Genomic DNA, 18,976 nt, shown 5'->3' with positions numbered 1-18,976 from the left:
CCCCGTTTACAGATCGCGGTAAAAATCTCTTGTCTGTATGATCTCTGCCGGGACTTCTATGCCGTCTTTCTCCCATACACGGAATTTTAACGCATATTCTTTATTTTTCTTACCTGTTTCACGCATAAAGCGTGCCATTGCATCACGGAACAACGGTTGTTCTACTATTGTCTCACGAATCTTTTTAGTAAACGGGCAATACGTCGCCATAATCTCTCGAACCGTCTTATTTAACGTGATCCCGCCCTTTGCCTCATGTCGGATCCAGTTAATATAATCCGTCACAAAGACCTCTCGTGTATTGTTTCTGCATTTCTGGATCTGCATTTTTAATTTTTCTTTCTTGTCCTCTGACAAATCCCTGTTTTTGCGGTAAAACTGGATATAATCACTATATTCACTTGTCAGCGATTTTATCTGAATATTGTTCCACGAAGTCCCCTGCATCGTGCGACACAGCTCCCAGCGAAAACGTCCGCACAACTGAATCATGGCAAGCTCTAAATCCCCTTCAAAGAAATGAGGCATCAAAAAACGACCTTTGGAATTTCTTCTGCGGCCGCTCAGTTCCTGCCACATAATCCCTTTGGTACCACAAGCAGGCAGCAAAATAACGTCCGGTGCCACCTCTTCCATCATATATTCCTTTGTGATCGGCGAATCGTCTTTATGAAACAGCATCTCACGATAAAATACCGAATAATCAATCTGTCTGAGCTTGCGCAGGCTCGCATTGATCTTATCTTTTGATAAAAAGGTACGTTGCAATGATGCTGAACTTCCTTCCGTAAACAAAAACGGTACGAATACCGATGCCTGACCACTTACCAGACGATGATTTACGCGGAACATATTGGTAATCTCGTAATCCAATTTTGCGTCGCGATCCTCGAGCTGCTCTTTCATCTGCGCTTCCGTGATCCGTCCGGTTTTTTTCTGATCTCGCAGAAAATCTTCATAATCCAGATCAAATTCACTCTTAGAAGGACTTTTACGCCCCTCGTAAACCTCGGTAAGCCATTCTTTCATATCATAAACGCGGCAGTCTCCGCGTCCGGAACGATCGTGGTCCAACGAAAGCAGCTCCTCTAACAATTCTTCCGTCAATAATGTCTCACTTAGGAATCCATAACGCAGGAAAAGGTCGATCTCGATCGGTGTCTCCTCCGTGCTGTGATACTCTTTATAATATACTGCTTTATACAGCGGATAATACTGTTTTAATATATTACGACGCAATTCTCTTGCGTTGTCATCCGTCGACATCTTGTCCGACAATGCTGCAAACGCTCGAACATCCGCTTCAAATTGCTGTGTTTGTTCTATTGGAAGCTCTGAATACCTTAAAATGTGCTCCAAGGAATGATCTAACTCTTCAACGCTGACAAAGTTTTCCTCTACTAAGGCAAACTCTTCCGTCAAAGCATCCACTGTTTCTTCTTGTGATGCCCCATCACAGATTAGGCTGTAGTATGCATTATCCATAGAATTATGGTCAATCTGCAGATTGATACTTGCCTGTTCGTATAAAACTTCTTCCAAACGGTTGATCTCATCGATCAACTTATCAAAAATCTCCATCCCGGCTTTCGTGTCCGCATCAATCCTCTTGGCAGTTGCCACCATATGCAAAACCGATAAATATAAATTTTTGTCTGTACGAAACATTGGACCAACCAAACTCTGCAGATATGCTGCATCTGCTTCACATTGATCCAGCAGATCACGAAGCAGATTGATCTGGTCCTTAATATGATAGACTGCAATCGTCTCTGATGCACCAAAATATGCCTTTTGAACATCCTGTTTCAATCCACTTAATATATCATAATAAGTGATCTTTTCTTCATCTAATGCCGTCCAATGCATCAACGGCGACAACTCTTCAATCCCAGGCAGTTCATCCGTTGTGATCCCTAACTCCTGCCCAATCGCCTGATAGGATCTATACTGTTCCTGCAAAAATTCATAATCCCTCTCTGCCTGCTCTTCCAGCGTGTGATATACACCCGCAAGAGCATGTATATATTTTCCTAATGTAGCAACCATAAGCGCTGCATAATCCTTGTTCGCCTTAAAAATCTGCTGAAGGGTCGCCTGAAGTTCGCCGGCACGAAAGATATAGATTGCGAGATCCGTTTCAGCTTGATATGTAACACGATACATCCCATCCTGTAAATCCGTCAATCCCAAGAAATGTCCGGATCCAATGACCAAATTAACACCCTCTGCCTGTATGCGTACTCGACCTTTCAATACAAGCCCAACATAAGCAGCTTCACTGCCGCGCTCAAAAATAATTTCACCCTTCATGATCTGATTGACACAATAGGTTTTTCGCTCCTTATTCATTCAATCTCCTCCTTATTGAAAACAGCGACGGGGAACTCTTGATAACGTCACACTACATAACAGCAATTTCCTATAAAATAACAAAAAACCGTGCATTCTGCGTTGAATCCATCGCTGCAAACGTTACCTTTGCAGTTAACTCAGCCCCGGCAACCTCGCGGCACACGGAAGATCTCACTTAGTGCTGCTAGGTTCCCCTCCTGACACGGTTCATGAGTTTCCATTGCGCAAGACCAAAGCGTCAACGCCACTTACAAAGGGCAGCTTTGCAAGCCATAGACCCGAAACAGAACATCACCCCTGCTATAGCGGATTGCAGGTACAGGGAACCGCTATCTCCCCGGCTAGCACGGAAATCTTATGACAAAATCAAGCGGATGCTACTCGCATCTTCGAGCGCTTCTTTTAGAGAAACGACACAAATTTTATTATATAGATTCCTGTATGCCCTGTCAAGATTGTTCTTTTTGCGTTTTTTTCTGCCGGCGCAATTCCCGAAAAAAATCCTGCATCATCTGACTGCATTGCTCTTGCAGTACTCCAATAACCTTGTCCACTTGATGATTGAAGCGTTTTTCCTGCAGCAAGTCCAAAATGCTTCCGGCGCACCCGGCTTTCAGATTCATAGCACCGATCACAACTTTGGGAATCCTAGCCTGCACGATCGCACCGGCGCACATCGGACACGGTTCTAACGTAACGTAGAGTTCGCAGTCTTCCAGACGCCAATCCTGCAATTTTTTACTCGCTTTCTTTATTGCAATGATCTCGGCATGAGCCAGAGTACTCCCCTCAATGTTCCGACGGTTGTATCCTCTCGCTAATATTGTTCCGTCTCTTACGATCACGCAGCCGATCGGCACTTCTCCAATTGCCGCCGCTTTTTTCGCCTGCTTGATCGCCTCCCTCATATATTTTTCCGTATTGTCTTTCTGCACCGCCATTTTTCCTCATTTCTAACGTAGTTATGCCATAATAACTGCACATGATTTCTGCGCATAACGGAGTCTAAAAGGGACTCCTAAGTTAAGTGTGCTGTGTTTATTATAATCTTTTTTGTATATTAGAACAACCTTTTGTCTGCCAAAATCACCTACGAAACACTTGCATTTTCCGCACCAATCCGATATGTTTTTATAAGATCACTCAGTCTTTGTATCGATATAAATATGAAGGTGTGAGTCAGATTTTAGACAGAAATGAGGATTGTTATCATGTTAACCTATTATCAATCAGAGCGACTTGAATTGCGTATATTAAAGCCGGACAGTTCGTCAGCCGTTTTGGATTTTTATGAACGAAACCGTAATACGTTAGAGCCGGTAGAGCCTCTGCGTCCACAATATTTTTACACCATTACCTATCAATCCCGCAATCTTACTTGGGAATACAATGCTTTCCTTAAGTCAAAACATATTCGTTACTGGATGTTTCGAAAAAATAGCAATATCCCGATTGGCTGTGTCTGCTTTTCTGAATTTCAGGGCGGAGCCTTTCATCGATGCATGATCGGATACAAACTGGATCAAACCGCCACTGGCAACGGCTATATGCAGGAGGCAATTGCCTTTTTGCTGCCTTTGGTTGCAAAACACTATGAAATGCATCGTTTCGAAGCGATGGTTCTCCCGGAAAATGAGTCCTCTATCCGACTGCTAGAACATCTGCACTTTGTTCAGGAAGGCTATCTGCATTCATTTGCGCAAATAAACGGACAATACCGGGATCATCTCCTCTACACCTACATAGTACCGGATTCATCGGAAGATTAGTCCAGGGGCATCAGCCAATATCCAAAAGCTCCGCGACAGTTTTTCTGTCCACAGATGGCAATAAATTCACGAAATCCGGCATTCTCCGCCTTCGACTGCATCATGTTACTATAGATGCCCGGAACACCGATGACATATCCTTTCTCCCATTCCATAAAGATCAAATGGCGATATTGAAAATATCCCTGCATTAAAAACGGATTTCCGGAAAGGGACCACATTCTCATCGGCAAACATCCAATATCCTGCGGCTCTATTCGCACGCATTGTCCGGGATAACGTTCCCCAAACGGACGCATCACCGGAAAAGTAAGCAACATTTTTTTGCCATAGTCCAATTCTTTGCGCTGAAATGGACAGCTTCCGCAGATTGACTGCCCTGTCACCTCCGCCGACCGACTGCAACGTTCCATTGAAGCATTCTCCGGTTTCCGGGAAATCCCTGCCTGCGTCGAGGCAAGATGATCCGCAAATCTCTGCGGTGCCTCGTTGCTACTATCCGATGAAGCAACCTCGTTTTGCGGTGTCTCGCTGCTTCTATCCGATGAAACAACCATGTTTTGCGGTGCCTCGTTGCTACTATCCGCTGAAGCAACCATATTTTGCAGTGTCTCGCTGCTTCTATCCGCTGAAGCAACCATATTTTGCAGTGTCTCGCTGCTTCTATCCGCTGAAATAACCATGTTTTGCGGTGTCTCGTTGCTTCTATCCGATGAAACAACCATATCTTGTGATGTCTCGCTGCCTCCCTCAGGTAAAGCCTCTGCTTTTCCTGCATCCTCATGTTGATCCCCCTGCCACCAACGTAATTGCCGTGCATCGATCTGTTCCAAATTCCATGTTGATGCAAAATAATGTCCTTCTTCTACATAAACCAATACTCCATGTACATCGTCGAGAGACAGCCCGGTACCTGCAAGATTGTCCACATTTCCCTCATACTGCCCCTTCATACTGCCATTATTATCTCTCATGACGCCAATGGGTATTAGCAGCACGCCTGTTTTTTCCTGCTGAAACAATGCTGCCTGTGGCAGAGTGGCAAGGTCGGCTCTCCGCATTTGAATCAGCACCCGACACTGTTCACCGCGTTTTTCCAATTTGACATAGCCAACATTGGCTCCCTTGTGTCCATCTTGATATTCATACAAATAGCAAATCATTCGCTCATAACGACCCATTCTTTTCCTCATTTCTGAACCTGTTTCTATACTTCTGTACCACTATATGTATATGGAAAGCTTGTTAGAACAAAATCGTTCATTTACTTCATGATTCAGATTTGGCTTATACGAAGCTGCTGTCGCATTGCATATTACTTACGCAAACTTCCCATACCTCAAATCCTCCACAACCACATATTGCTTATTATGTCGAGAATTTCATTATATTTTGCAGCCAATACATTAAATTGTTCTGTCATCAGAGCACTATGATAATTGCCGTAGAACGCAGAGTTTTTGAGTGATTTCTTATTTTGTTACATCTCTGATAGTTGATTTGTTTGAATGATGGACTTTTTTTCTCATCACTGTTATAATCGTATGTTAGGGTCAAACGGTATTATACCCAACTAATTTCACAGAAAGGTGGATATGAAATGAGTGAAAATTGTAATCATGACTGTTCGAGCTGCGGAGAGGCATGTGCATCAAGAGATCCAAAGAGCTTTTTAGAAAAGCCGCACGCAGAGAGCAGCATTCGCAAAGTGATCGGCGTTGTTAGTGGCAAAGGCGGTGTCGGCAAATCTATGGTATCATCTTTGCTGGCCGCTAACTTCCAGAAAAAAGGCTACCATACCGCTGTTATGGATGCGGACATTACCGGTCCTTCTATTCCAAAGGCATATGGCATCAACGAAAAAGCTACGGGCGACGAGCATGCAATATATCCTGTTGTTTCCAAATCCGGCATTCAGGTGATGTCTGTTAATCTGTTATTGGAAGATGCTACAGATCCGGTTATTTGGCGTGGTCCGGTCATTGCCGGCACGGTGAAACAATTTTGGCAGGATGTAGTGTGGAAAGATGTCGATTATATGTTTGTCGACATGCCTCCGGGGACGGGTGATGTTCCTTTGACTGTATTCCAAACCATCCCTGTTGACGGCATCGTCATTGTAACATCCCCACAGGAACTGGTATCCATGATTGTAGGAAAAGCTGTTAAAATGGCACAAATGATGAATATTCCGATCATTGGTATCATCGAAAATATGAGTTACGTGGAATGTCCGGACTGTGGCAAAGCAATCGAAATTTTCGGCAAAAGCCATGTCGATGATGTTGCTACTCAGTACCATCTGCCGGTACTCGGACGCATCCCTATGACTCCTTCCATTGCGGCAGCCAGTGACGCTGGTGCTGTTGAAGATCTGGAGGGTAATTGGCTGGATGTTGCGATCAGCGCAATTGAAGCCATTCCAGAAAATCCAGATAAATCAAAATAACGTGAAATAAGAAATAAAATAAATACAAAAGTTCTTATTAAGATTACGGTATCAAAAAAGGCACCTCTTAATCATATCTGACGAACAATGCGTATAAAACGCAATATTCGTAGATATGATCAAGAGGTGCCTTCATTATTGTTCTAATCTTTATTACAGATTACCGCATGCTCCAGCAGCTTTCGCAAACTTACAAATATTATATCTAGGATTCCTTACGTGCAATTGCAGTCTGTGCAGCCTGTACCGCTCCTTCCAGCGTATCTGCTGCTGCCAAGAAACCACTTGCATGACAAAAACGAAGCGAAGCGATTCCACTAATCTGCGATAATTCCGGTGCGTCTTTACCACGCCACTCTTCCGGCATTGCACATACCAGTGCCGTATCACCATGTTCTATCGGAACTCCCTGCACACTATATCCCCCGCGATTCGACGGATATACCACCATTTGATAACTACTTCCAATCACTTCCTTCTTCCACGGAACAAACTTCGGAAGGATCAATATACTGCCGTTGCTTTCTTCCATTGCCTTACGAACCAGCGATGCCGCACGTACAATACCGGCTACCGCCTCAAAATGGTTACGTAGGATTTCCTCCGCCATCTTCTCAGCGCGCCAAAAGCAATCGTCATAACTCTCTTCGGAATCCCAAGAAGGATTAAACTCATCAATAATGGACGCCAAAACATTGTGACATCCGGTATTGTCGGATTCATCTAACGGCTGCACAAAAGACTCATCAAAACGCACTGCCTCTTCCTCACCAATGCACTGTGCACCGTATTCGCGCCATAGCAGTCCGAAAGCAGCATAAGGGCATCCGTTCTCACGGTATTCCTTATCTTCCTGGTGATGATCGAAACGGCCGCGTCCTATATCATACACAATGCCGTCAAAATCTGCCGGCACCTCAAAACCGCGTGTTACCTGAATCTCCGGTTTGATCAATCGCAAAAATGCTGTCGCAAATACATCATCTGAATGAAATTTCGCACCATGCGTGAATGCCTGGTCCGGCAATGCTGTCTTGCATTGAAAAAATGGCTCTTTCATAGAAATCCTCCATTAGCTGTTATTATGCCAATTCCTGCTCTAACGATTCACGAACTGCCTTAATAAATCCTTCGCTGTTTAATACCGTCACATTTTCAAGGCTGGTGATCAGAGCAAGATCCTTCGTCATCTTACCGGACTCGATCGTACCCAGTGTCGCTTCCTCTAATTTATCTGCAAAATCCTGCAGTTCCTGAATGCCGTCCATCTCACCACGCTTACGCAGTGCTCCGGTCCAAGCGAAGATCGTTGCTACAGAGTTAGTAGAAGTCTCTTCACCCTTCAAATGTTTATAGTAATGTCTCTGTACTGTTCCATGCGCTGCCTCATATTCATATACGCCAGATGGAGATACCAATACCGAAGTCATCATAGCAAGAGAACCGCATGCAGAAGATACCATATCGCTCATAACATCTCCATCATAGTTCTTACATGCCCAGATAAATCCTCCTTTTGCCTTCATAACACGTGCTACGGCATCATCGATCAATGTATAGAAATACTCAATCCCGGCAGCATCAAATTTCTCCTTATATTCTTTATCAAAAATATCCTGGAAAATATCTTTGAAATTATGATCGTATATCTTAGAGATCGTATCCTTCGTTGCAAACCAAAGATCCTGCTTTGTATCTAATGCATAGTTAAAGCATGCACGGGCAAAGCTCTCAATAGATTTATCTTTATTATGGATACCCTGAATGATTCCCGGACCATCAAAATCCATGATCGTCTGGCGGATCTCTTTGCCATCTTCTCCGGTAAATACTAACTCAGCCTTACCAGGACCCGGCACCTTGATCTCTGTATTTTTATAAACATCACCATATGCATGTCTTGCCAACGTGATCGGCTTCTCCCAATTCTTAACACACGGCTCAATGCCTTTTACCTGAATCGGTGCACGGAATACAGTGCCGTCCAATGCAGCACGGATCGTACCGTTTGGTGATTTCCACATTTCCTTCAAGTCATACTCTGTCATACGAGCAGCATTTGGTGTGATCGTTGCGCACTTTACTGCAACGCCATACTTCTTCGTTGCCTCTGCAGAGTCGATCGTAACCTGATCATTTGTCTGATTACGGTACTCCAAACCAAGATCGTAATATTCTGTCTTGAGATCGATAAATGGAAGCAGCAGTTCATCCTTGATCATCTGCCATAAAATACGGGTCATTTCATCTCCATCCATCTCTACCAAAGGGGTTGTCATCTTAATTTTGTCCACTGCATTATCCTCCTTTTACTGTTGTGCCTGTAATTTCACAAATTTTACTTCACAATCATAGCACAAATGAGTCTGTTTGTGAAATGTTTTTATTGCCATATGTGTTGACAAGTACAAATTAGCATGTTATCTTTTAATTGTCAAGAGTGTTTCCCTCACATTCTTTTGTTCCTATCGTACACAGCAACCGGCGCAGCTATCGTTCTACTCCCGATCAGATATGTTTTCATGCGCAGAAATGAGGTATTTATGGAAATGAAACAACAATTTTTCAAGCACACATCTGTCAACCGCACTTTCTTTATTATGGTATTGATCGCCGCACTGCTTACAGGGTTATTCGCCCCTGCTATGGTCCGCCACTCCGGTGCTGCATCTCCGTTTATCATTTTATCCAGTTATCGTTCTTCGTTAAAGATCGGTCAGGAAATGGTCTTGTCTGCCGTCACCTCTGACCTAAGCTACCCTTCCTTTACCAGTTCGGCCTCCTCCATCGCTTCCGTCAATGTATATGGAGTGATCACTGCCAAAAAAGCCGGCACCTGCAAGATCAAAGTGAAATCCGGTAAATCCGAAACCTATTGTCAGATTCAAGTCGTTCCAACGACAATCTCCCTCAACAAAACGGCACTTTCACTGGAAAAGCAGCAGACATTCCAATTGACAGCCAGGACATCAAATCGCAGTGTCCCAACTTACCGCAGCAATAAAAAAAGTGTCGCACTGGTCTCTTCTACCGGTCTGATCACCGCACTCAAACCCGGCAGTGCAACGATTACGATCAAAGCAGATCAGACAGAACAGCACTGTCAAGTTACCGTTGTTAAACCAACTATCACTCTATCCCAAACAGCCGCATCACTATTCCGCGGTCAGAACATATCACTGCGGGCATCCATATCAAACAAAACCGTTCCGACCTGGTCTTCCAGCGCTAGGAGTATCGCTGTTGTCTCGGATTCCGGAGTAGTGACTGCCAAAAAACATGGCACGGCAACCATTGCCGTCAAGGCAGATGGCGTTACACGAACTTGCAAAATAACCGTAAAATCTCCCACGATCAAATTAAGTGCTTCTAAATTAACAATTAAAAAAGGAAAACGAAAAACACTGACTGCCAAAGTTTCTTCCGGCAATGCACCCACCTATTCCAGTAGCAACTCTTCTGTGGCATCTGTCACCAAAAAAGGTGTGATCTCCGCACGCAAAAAAGGTACCGCCACGATCAAAGTGAAAGAGGACGGTACCACAGTTAGTTGTAAGATCACCGTAAAATAGTATGATGCAGAGAATATGCCATGGCATCCGCCAGGGACTACATACCCTTTGACGGCAACATCATAAATCTGTTATTGTCCGGTCAGTTTCTTGCGCAGCCGCCACAGGAAGCACATCCTGCCGGGGCATTGTTTACCATGTGCTCATAATAAGAAGAAATACTGCAGATCGCCTGCGAAGAGATTCCCTCTCCACTTCCGGTAAATCCAAGTCCTTCTTCTGTTGTTGCCTTAATATTAACCTGGTCAAGCTCAATCCCCAGCGTATCAGCAACATTTTTTCGCATCGTATCAATGTAATCTCTCATTTTAGGTTTCTGTGCAATGATCGTTGCATCGATATTGTCAATCATATAGCACTTTTCTTCCAGCAGCTTGCCAACATGCTCTAACAGCTTTATGCTGGATGCTCCTTTGTAGGCAGCATCTGTATCCGGAAAATGTTTTCCAATATCTCCCAGTGCTGCCGCACCGAGTAAAGCATCCATAATCGCATGCAAAAGTACATCAGCATCTGAATGTCCTAACAATCCCTTTTCATATGGGATCTCTACCCCGCCCAAGATGAGCGGTCTATCCTCTACCAAACGGTGTACATCATATCCCATTCCAACGCGCATAGTAATCCTCCTACTAATGCTTCAAAAGCATTTATCTTGCTTTATCGCACTCCTTCTCTGCTATTTCCTGATTTAACAAAAAGAGCAGGTATATCAATTATACCTGCTCTTCATTTAGTAGCGGAAAAGGGATTTGAACCCCTGACACCATGGGTATGAACCATGTGCTCTCGCCAACTGAGCTATTCCGCCATATTAAAATAAATGACTGTGCTTGATACAGTCTAATGGGACCTACAGGGCTCGAACCTGTGACCCTCTGCTTGTAAGGCAGATGCTCTCCCAGCTGAGCTAAGATCCCGTACAATTTCAAGCGACTTGTATAATATATCAAACCTTTTCTGTATTGTCAAGCTTTTTTTTAATTTTTTCCAAGTTTGTCCATCCATCCCTTTGCCGTGTTTCATTATACTTGGAAAATACATGTTTTGCAAGGTCAATTGGAGTTATTCCATGGGAGAAATTGAATTTTTTCATCATTTCTCGTATAATAAAAAAGTGTGGCTTACTAAAACATCCCATACCGGAAGTTGCTATAAGAATCACATATTGCTTATTATGTGATGGTCTAATTATATTTTGCAGCCGCTATATAGTGAGTCCTGCCATCAAGAAACTATAGCAATTACTTAGCCGCAATTAGTTTTCACAGAACAAAGATTAAAACACATTGCCGTCAACAGATGGCAGAATGGAGGAACTTTATGAATGCACGTACCATAAACATCAGCAGTCTCGTTATTTTACTGGCACTGCTCTCGCTGATCTGTGAGGGATTTTTATATTATTTTTTGCCATCACCAATATGGTCGATCGTATTTGCAGTATTAGTATCTCTCGCATTATCACACTTTTTTTTGGAATCATCCTTTAGCTATTCCTATAATGTGCTCCACGCTGCATTTATGACGATCGGAGCCTTTATTTATGCGGTAATCGTATACTGTATCCAGCCGAATCCGTGGCTGCACTACAGCTTTTATCTGGTACTGCTCGTCTTAGTAAACTGGTTAACACCATTTCTATACTGTTCCATCCGCGATCTGTATGATACAACGCCGCACTTCGAGGGGTACCGACGTTTCTTTATCCAAATGAGTATAGTGCTGCTCGTATTCTATATATTGGCACTGATCAAGCAATACTACATTACACCGATCGTTCCGCCTTACAAAGAGCCTGCCTTTGGCGCACAGAACTTTGTACCGTTTATGGCAACCGGTAATTATCTGGAATCCGCACTGCGAAATGGTTCTGATCTGTTTCCGCTTATTTGTTATTTAGCAGAGGCAGTGTGTCTCTATATTCCGTTCGGCTATTATATCTGTGCTTACTTCTTGAAATGGAATTATATATTCCGCCTGTTTTTGTATCTTGCATTTCCTGCTGCTATGGAAATTTCTCAGGCAGTCAGTGGACTGGGACGCGGACAGATTGACGATTACACTTTGGCATTGTTAGGAATCCTGATCGGAACACTGTTGTTCCATGCAATGAATGGCATTTTCCGTTCGTTTGCAGGACGCAGCATTCTATCCCCAAGAAATCAGATTAACTTAAACAACTTTATTGACTCCAATTTTCCACAGCAATAACAATATTATTCAAACTTCCCATACCGGAAGTTATTGCAAAACCACATATTGCTTATTATGTCAGCAACAAATAAACTATTTTGCAGCCAGTAGTCTGACTTGTTCTGACGGCAGCGAACTAAGATAATTGCCGCAGAACGCAGAGTTTTTGAGTGATTTCTTATTTTGTTAAGTCTCTGATGAATACATGCCCGAAGGATTGTCTGAGATGTCCCGGTTTAGCAAGGTATCATCCATTTTTGGACGGGACGCTTCCGCTACGATGCGCTACGTCACGTTACTTAATGTCTCTAAAATACGAGACATAAGTAACGACGAGCGCAAAGTCCCTTTCAAAAATGATGATTACCTTGCTTCCGGGACTTCAAGTTTCCGAAGGGCATGTAAATCAATCATCAGAGACAACAAAATCTAGAAATCACTCAAAAACGTAAATGCGGCAAGGCAATTACTATAGTTCTCTGTCGGCAGAAACCACGATGTTGTGGCTGCAAAATTCTTAGTATTCTTTGACATAATAAGCAATATGTGGTCATAAAACAATGTTCGGTATGGGAATTTTGTTGTACTAATATTTGCGGAACTCATTAATGTCTTTGGCTAAGATTTTAATGCCACGGATCTGGCTTTCAAATACGCCCTGCTCAAAGAGTGCCTTGATGATCATGCCGACCGGTATACCGATGATCAATCCAAGCATTCCGATCCAGCGATAGCCGATAAACATAGATAACAGTGTCAAAAATGGGCTGATCCCGATACTGTCTCCCACAAGTTTTGGCTCGATCAATCTTCGAACGATCATTGTAACAAAATAAGCAACTATCAATACTGCCGCATGAACATATCCACCGGTCAGCAAATAATAAGCCGCCCACGGCATGATCACAGTTCCCGTACCAATAAAAGGCAGAAAATCTAAGAGTGCTGTGATCACCGCGATTACCATCGCGTGTTTAATATGAAGTGCCGCAAAAAAACACCACAAAATAACAAACATGATGAACATGATCTTAAAACATGCTTTCAGATATCCACCAACGGCTTTCAGCATAACATCACAAAATACATCCCATATGTGCTTAACACTCGATGGTGTGTATTTCAAAATTGTATCCTTGATCTTTTGTCGATCAGCGACAAAGAAATACGCTAACATGATCGTCAAGATCGACAACACCAGTCCATCAATAACGGAACCAGCTAGGGAACTCATTGTTTTCATTGGACTGTCCGTCAATGAATTCAAAAATTTCAAAATATAATCATTTAATCTACCGTTGTCTCCCGGCAGCAGCTTGTCCACATCAGATGGTATCAAATGAACCTTGCTGTGCAAAGTTGCCAGCGAATCATTAATGTTTTGAAGTACCGTCTGATACAATCCCGGCAGATCAACAACCCAGGCACTAACCTGCAAAATTATCTCTCGTATGCCAAAAACAAGCAGCGCTGCAACAGCCGCCAAAATAAGCACAATAACGATCACGGAACCATGCTTACGCATGATCTTGATCCGTTTTTCCAAAAAACTAACCAACGGATTTGTAATCATAGCAATGACCCACGCTATGATGATTGGTAAAAAAAATCGAAACAGCTTCGGTCCCAAAAAGAAAACTGCCAGTAGTGCTGCTAGAGTCACTACTAAATTGACCACGATCCGTTGATGCAAAACCTTTCGTTCTTCTGACATAACTGCATTCCCCCTCTTTCTTTGCCGTAAATAGTGTTTCTCTTCCTCTATATTAAGGCAAAGCATACAGCCATGTCTTGCCCAATCATCACAGAGAACATGATAACATTGTTACCTAATCTGACAATTTTAAAGCAAATACAAATCCAACTGCTAAAATGATAAAACCGGAAATCCAAGTCACGGCACCAAGTCCAAGCAGTGGTGTCTGCATGAGAATTACTACCGGAGAGGCAGCTACTAATCCCAAAATAGCCGTGTAGGTCAATGTTTCCTGCTTATTAAGCAGCACTTCGATCATCTTAGCAATAGCAAAAATACCGATCACAACGCCAAGTCCGAATGGAATCAATGATCCACATAACTGCAAAATCGTGTGCCACTGTCCCTTTGCAAGCGCGCTCGTAAAATCTTTGACTGCTAAGAGGATTGGGTTGTAATAACCAAGGATCATGAGCATCATAGACCCGCTCACACCAGGGATAACCATTGTTGCAGATGCGATCACACCTACGATAAACAGTAAGATTGCCGGAATGATTCCTACCGTCAGCGTCACTTCCTTGCCTTCGCCGCCAAAATACTGCATTAATATAATAGATAGGAAAAATACTAAAAATACAATAACATGGGATATCCCTTTTTTCTTGCCTTTTACTTTGCCTAGCAGCAACGGGAGACCGCCTAAGATCAGACCGATGAATGCCATCTTGGTCTGAAATCCATAATGTTCCAACAAAAATCCAATAATATATGCAAAACCAACAATTCCAACTGCCATACCGATAATATATGGAGACAGGATTTTCAAACTCTTTTTCAATTGTGAAAACAAATGTGTCACACAATAAATAATGTCATCATAGATTCCCATCGAAACCATCATGGTTCCGCCACTCACTCCCGGAATGGCATTTGCCACACCGATCAACATACCTTTTAATATGTCTTTAATATACTTCATTTCTTTCCTCCACAATTTCAACAAATTTTTGTCACAGACACATTTTACTATAATAAACAGGCAGTTACAATTAGTAATACATTAAAAATTTATGAATTTTGCGACACCGTTTAGCAGTTGCAACCGTGCTCAATACTTCCTATAATAAGATGCACAGGGCAAAAGCAAATAATACTGTATCATAATAATGTGAGTACTAATGCAGATAGCTCTGTATCATAATGATGTAAGTACTAATGCAGACAGCTCTGTATCATAATGATGTAAGTACTAATACAGATGGCTCTGCATCATAATGATGTAGTAGGTATCAATACAGATGGCTCTGTATCTTGCCTGTAACGAACACCTGTCGGCTTTATCCGGCAAACACCTATAGGAGCCCATTATAAGAAAGGTATGGAACATAACATTGAAATATATACAAATTCACAGAAAAAACGTCCTTTGGCGTCAAAGCATATGCTTGTTTGTACTGATCTCCCTTGTACTTTCTATGTCGCCTCGTCCGACAATGGCAAAGGAGAATGTACAAACAGATTGGACCAGACGCGTGATCACACACACTATCACAAATCCAAACAGCAAACTCCTTCATTTTCGATTTATGGATCAAAATGAGCAGGAGGTATCCCTGACGGAAAATACCACTTCGACGCAATCAGACCTGCTAACACAAAATCACACTGTGCTGCAGTCAGATTCACTAACACAGAGTCCTTCTACCGACTTAGCATCAGATGTTTTCCAGAGTTTTAGACTGACAGCTCCGATCCGGTCAGCCTTAAAAGGAGACAGCAAACTGCCAGACTCATACGATCTGCGAGACTCCGGAGTTATCACTTCCATCAAAGATCAAGGAAATAGTGGGGCATGTTGGGCATTTGGCACTCTCAAATCAGCAGAATCCAATGCCATTCGCAAAGGTTTCTTAACAAAAAATCATGCCGATTTTTCAGAAAATCATTTGGCGTGGTTTGCTTTTCATCCATCCGAACGTGGCGGTGACAAGCTGATCACAGACGGCTTTTATCCAATTTCCTCAAACGTTGATGCCGCCTATACCTGGGGCGGATCATCCCTGATCGCTTTATTTACATTAGCACGCTGGTCTGGCGTAGTATCAGAATCCACTGCACCTTTCCAGGCTGATACATTGGCAGAACGCAGTGCAATGGCACAAAAAATGAAAAAAAGCGGGGAAGTTCTCCGCTATCGCTCAAACTATCATATGCAAAATGCCACCTGTTATGATGCTGCACCAACAAGTGCCTGGAAAAATGCACTCATGAACACTTCCGCACTAGCGGCCGGAATGTATTACAACACGGCCTACGCTTCCAAGGGTTCTGCCGGTGCCACCTATTACCAGACTGCATATGCAGGTTCTACCGCTGTAAAATCCTCCAATCACTGCGTAACGATCATTGGCTGGGACGATAACTACTCCAGACTGAATTTTCCAAGCAGTCATCGCCCCAAATCCGACGGTGCGTGGCTGGTTGCCAACAGCTATGGCAGCAAAACCGATGAAAACGGATATTTCTGGCTGTCATACGAAGAACCGTCTATTTGTGATGTCTACGCCTTCGAGCTGGAAAAAAATACAAAGTACGATACAAATTATCAATACGATGGTTTTGGATGGGGCAGTGCGATCCCAGATACTACAAGTCCGAAAGGGGCTAATATCTTTCGTGTCCGTTCAGATTACAACCAAAGCCTTAAGGCTGTAGGCATCTATACGATCACCGACGCCCAAAATGTAACGATCCAAATATACAAAAACGTTACTTCCGGCTACCCGACAAGCGGTAAACTTGTCAAGGCAAGTACCACTACCGCATCCATTCCCTACAATGGCTTTCACACGATCACACTCGCAAAACCGGCAGCACTCACAGGAGGCTCTTCATTTTCTGTTGTGGTAACCTACCATTCAAGAAATAACACAGAGGCTTATCTGCCGATTGAAGGGACAGGCGCTTCTACTAATCGTGTGCAATCGCTGTACAACAGCGAAACCGGGCAGAGTTTTTATTATTCGCCTACTGCGAATAGCTGGGTAGACACTTCTGCGGCAGGACAAAATAACGTCTGCATCAAGGCATTTGCCAAAAACACAACGCCAAAGCCGACAATTTCCTTTCGATCTGCCAAAATTATTGTTGGGAAGAAAGAGACCTTAAAGCTTCCTCTTACATTAAAACACATTACCGCAAGCCAGGTCCGCTATAAAAGCAGTAAGAAAAAAATAGTTTCTGTAACTGCAAGAGGTAAGATCCGTGCCAAAAAACGAGGAACCTCTACAATTACCGCTTATGGCAAAGATGTCAAGGCACGCATAAAAATTGTCGTAAAAAAAGCACCCTCTTCTGTCGCTTTGAAAGCGAAGAAAAAAGTGCTGAAAAAAGGCTCTGCTCTACAATTGAAGGTTGCACTTTCCAAACATAGTGCCAGCCGAAAACGAACTTTTCGGTCATCAAATCCAAAAGTGCTGAAGGTATCCTCAAGTGGGATCGTTTATGCGCGCAAAAAAGGGACCGCAACCATTACAGTGATGACCTATAACCGCCATAAAGCCAAGTTAAAACTTCGCGTCAAATAGTGATAACCTGGGCACTCCCTCTCTGCCGCACTATGCCAACCGAACATCATCTGCCATAAACGTTAGATCATGGTGTGTAGACATTAATACTCTGCCACGGTGTCATTCTCTATCGTATCAAGCGCCGGCTTCAATACATCAGCTGCGGCCTCATCTGCATGCGATTCCAACTGTCGGATCCACACAGATGGTTCCACACGTTGGATCGTATTCAGACATTGATCCAAAAGCCCCTCACGCCAAAACGGCGACTTGCAGTGTACTAACATCAGAAGCTGTCTTTTATCTTCCGGCAAATCTGTAACTGCGCCGGCATCCGACTTCTTCAAAAATACAATACCACCTAACGGTGCACGCTCTGCCTGTACTGCCTCAGGACTGCACCAAGGCGTTCCGTATAAATATAATCTTTCTTTATAAATTCCGATAATATTCGCAGAATCGTTCAAGATTTTTCCAATTTGCTTTCCCTGACAGATCCCCGCAAATTCTGCATTCGGATCTGCCGCAAGAATCACACCGCGGCCATCAACAAGCAGCGACGAGGAATCCAATACAAAACGTCCATTTTGCTCCAATGCCAGATAGATAACGTCACGCAATGCCAAAAACAACTCTTCCTTCCATTTACCCTCTGCATCCTGTACCACATATACTTTGGCACTGCGATAGCCCTTGGCAATTGCAATACTGGTCAACTGTACATTCTTAGGATAGAGCAGATCAATTCCCATAGCTCCCTCAAACACACCGATTTCTTCCGATTCCATCAGCATGATCTGACCAACTGTCATTTGAATGTTCATTGTCATTTCCGGTTCTTCCACGATATCAATCGTCAATTGCGGTTCTTCGCTTTCATCACATCGGAATGCCTGAAAATTAGAATGCAGATTCTGTTCCTCCACATTAATGCAAACAACGGTATCTCCAATGCAGTATTTCATTGGCGTATCCTCCCTCTATCGAAACCTTTTGATGCGTCTCATTTTCGTTCTGCTGTTCAATTTTTCGTTCACAACATAATTTTGAATAATATTACAGCTCGCCAGATCTTCTGCCGCTGTGCAAAAATCCTCCCAAAAAGAATCTCTCTGTTCTTCTGCGATCATATAACTGATTGCTAATTCATCAAATACCTTACGTGGATTTTCATCCTGATCGATCTTACGCACAATATCATACTCCAACGCCCCCAATTGCATGACCGGATAATCTCTGACAATTCCCTGTCCTACCGGCAGTGCATATATGACATCCGCCAACTTGCGTACTACATAATATTTATTTCTTACCATACATACCTCCCACTCTTTGATTTATTTGCCGCTGTCTTTATATTTCCAAAA

The 18,976-nt window shown here is 43.1% G+C and carries 15 protein-coding genes, 2 tRNA genes and 1 other RNA gene; 5 read left to right on the top strand and 13 right to left on the bottom strand.

Annotated elements, in window-relative coordinates; translation table 11 throughout:
* Positions 1-6: 6 nt before the first annotated feature.
* The 3 genes from ACSAJE_RS11680 to tadA all read right to left on the bottom strand — a co-directional run bounded on the left by ACSAJE_RS11680 (position 7) and on the right by tadA (position 3,296).
* The gene (locus ACSAJE_RS11680) at positions 7-2,352 is read right to left on the bottom strand and encodes a cyclic nucleotide-binding domain-containing protein (protein ID WP_458009168.1); all 2,346 of its coding nucleotides are present in this window, start codon (positions 2,350-2,352) and stop codon (positions 7-9) included.
* 88 nt (positions 2,353-2,440) lie between these two features.
* Positions 2,441-2,705, bottom strand: an RNA gene (gene ffs, locus ACSAJE_RS11675) — signal recognition particle sRNA large type.
* A gap of 99 nt (positions 2,706-2,804) precedes the next feature.
* Positions 2,805-3,296, bottom strand: coding sequence for a tRNA adenosine(34) deaminase TadA (gene tadA, locus ACSAJE_RS11670; protein WP_458009167.1), 492 nt, complete (start codon positions 3,294-3,296; stop codon positions 2,805-2,807).
* A 270-nt stretch (positions 3,297-3,566) separates the two neighbouring features.
* On the opposite strand from tadA, the gene ACSAJE_RS11665 reads away from it, so the two are divergent.
* On the top strand, positions 3,567-4,124 hold the full coding sequence (locus tag ACSAJE_RS11665) for a GNAT family N-acetyltransferase (RefSeq protein WP_458009166.1): 558 nt from the start codon (positions 3,567-3,569) through the stop codon (positions 4,122-4,124).
* Here the strand turns inward: ACSAJE_RS11665 and ACSAJE_RS11660 are convergent.
* Positions 4,121-5,305 carry a DUF6128 domain-containing protein gene (locus tag ACSAJE_RS11660; protein ID WP_458009165.1) on the bottom strand — a complete coding sequence of 395 codons (1,185 nt, stop codon included), beginning with the start codon at positions 5,303-5,305 and terminating at the stop codon, positions 4,121-4,123. The two genes, ACSAJE_RS11665 and ACSAJE_RS11660, sit on opposite strands and share 4 nt — an antisense overlap.
* Positions 5,306-5,724: 419 nt before the next feature.
* Here ACSAJE_RS11660 and ACSAJE_RS11655 point away from each other — a divergent pair, with 419 nt between their 5' ends.
* Entirely contained in the window at positions 5,725-6,573 is an 849-nt protein-coding gene (locus ACSAJE_RS11655; RefSeq protein WP_118691318.1) for an Mrp/NBP35 family ATP-binding protein, read from the top strand.
* 205 nt (positions 6,574-6,778) lie between these two features.
* Here ACSAJE_RS11655 and ACSAJE_RS11650 read toward each other — a convergent pair whose 3' ends face one another.
* Together ACSAJE_RS11650 and ACSAJE_RS11645 are read right to left on the bottom strand one after the other, a co-directional pair.
* Positions 6,779-7,633 (bottom strand): MYG1 family protein, encoded by an 855-nt coding sequence (locus tag ACSAJE_RS11650; protein ID WP_458009164.1) that lies wholly within the window; start codon positions 7,631-7,633, stop codon positions 6,779-6,781.
* A 22-nt stretch (positions 7,634-7,655) separates the two neighbouring features.
* Positions 7,656-8,867, bottom strand: coding sequence for an NADP-dependent isocitrate dehydrogenase (locus tag ACSAJE_RS11645; protein ID WP_458009163.1), 1,212 nt, complete (start codon positions 8,865-8,867; stop codon positions 7,656-7,658).
* Positions 8,868-9,122: 255 nt separating this feature from the next.
* On the opposite strand from ACSAJE_RS11645, the gene ACSAJE_RS11640 reads away from it, so the two are divergent.
* Positions 9,123-10,145: an Ig-like domain-containing protein gene (locus tag ACSAJE_RS11640; RefSeq protein WP_458009162.1), complete on the top strand. Its 1,023-nt coding sequence runs from the start codon at positions 9,123-9,125 to the stop codon at positions 10,143-10,145.
* Between the two features lie 82 nt (positions 10,146-10,227).
* Here the strand turns inward: ACSAJE_RS11640 and ispF are convergent, their stop codons facing one another.
* From ispF to ACSAJE_RS11625, 3 genes are all read right to left on the bottom strand, one after another.
* Complete coding sequence (gene ispF / locus ACSAJE_RS11635) at positions 10,228-10,764, bottom strand: 2-C-methyl-D-erythritol 2,4-cyclodiphosphate synthase (protein ID WP_022026055.1); 537 nt, start codon at positions 10,762-10,764, stop codon at positions 10,228-10,230.
* 118 nt (positions 10,765-10,882) lie between these two features.
* Positions 10,883-10,956: transfer RNA gene (locus ACSAJE_RS11630), tRNA-Met, on the bottom strand.
* A gap of 36 nt (positions 10,957-10,992) precedes the next feature.
* Positions 10,993-11,065 (bottom strand) — tRNA-Val (locus ACSAJE_RS11625).
* 403 nt (positions 11,066-11,468) lie between these two features.
* Between ACSAJE_RS11625 and ACSAJE_RS11620 the strand changes: the two genes are divergently transcribed.
* Positions 11,469-12,359: a VanZ family protein gene (locus ACSAJE_RS11620; RefSeq protein WP_458009161.1), complete on the top strand. Its 891-nt coding sequence runs from the start codon at positions 11,469-11,471 to the stop codon at positions 12,357-12,359.
* Between the two features lie 568 nt (positions 12,360-12,927).
* On the opposite strand, the gene ytvI is transcribed toward ACSAJE_RS11620, so the two are convergent.
* Both ytvI and ACSAJE_RS11610 read right to left on the bottom strand, forming a co-directional pair.
* Entirely contained in the window at positions 12,928-14,055 is a 1,128-nt protein-coding gene (gene ytvI, locus ACSAJE_RS11615; RefSeq protein ID WP_458009160.1) for a sporulation integral membrane protein YtvI, read from the bottom strand.
* A 115-nt stretch (positions 14,056-14,170) separates the two neighbouring features.
* A complete protein-coding gene (locus ACSAJE_RS11610; protein ID WP_458009159.1) occupies positions 14,171-15,019 on the bottom strand; it encodes a DUF368 domain-containing protein in 849 nt (282 codons plus the stop codon).
* A gap of 514 nt (positions 15,020-15,533) precedes the next feature.
* On the opposite strand from ACSAJE_RS11610, the gene ACSAJE_RS11605 reads away from it, so the two are divergent.
* Positions 15,534-17,627 (top strand): lectin like domain-containing protein, encoded by a 2,094-nt coding sequence (locus ACSAJE_RS11605; protein ID WP_458009158.1) that lies wholly within the window; start codon positions 15,534-15,536, stop codon positions 17,625-17,627.
* A gap of 83 nt (positions 17,628-17,710) precedes the next feature.
* On the opposite strand, the gene ACSAJE_RS11600 is transcribed toward ACSAJE_RS11605, so the two are convergent.
* Together ACSAJE_RS11600 and ACSAJE_RS11595 are read right to left on the bottom strand one after the other, a co-directional pair.
* Complete coding sequence (locus ACSAJE_RS11600) at positions 17,711-18,574, bottom strand: hypothetical protein (RefSeq protein WP_022026060.1); 864 nt, start codon at positions 18,572-18,574, stop codon at positions 17,711-17,713.
* A gap of 15 nt (positions 18,575-18,589) precedes the next feature.
* Entirely contained in the window at positions 18,590-18,925 is a 336-nt protein-coding gene (locus tag ACSAJE_RS11595) for a hypothetical protein (protein ID WP_022026061.1), read from the bottom strand.
* Between the last annotated feature and the right edge of the window lie 51 nt (positions 18,926-18,976).

The organism is Jutongia sp. SJQ-6, from assembly GCF_054161275.1.
This window is presented reverse-complemented; position numbering and strand designations above follow the sequence as displayed.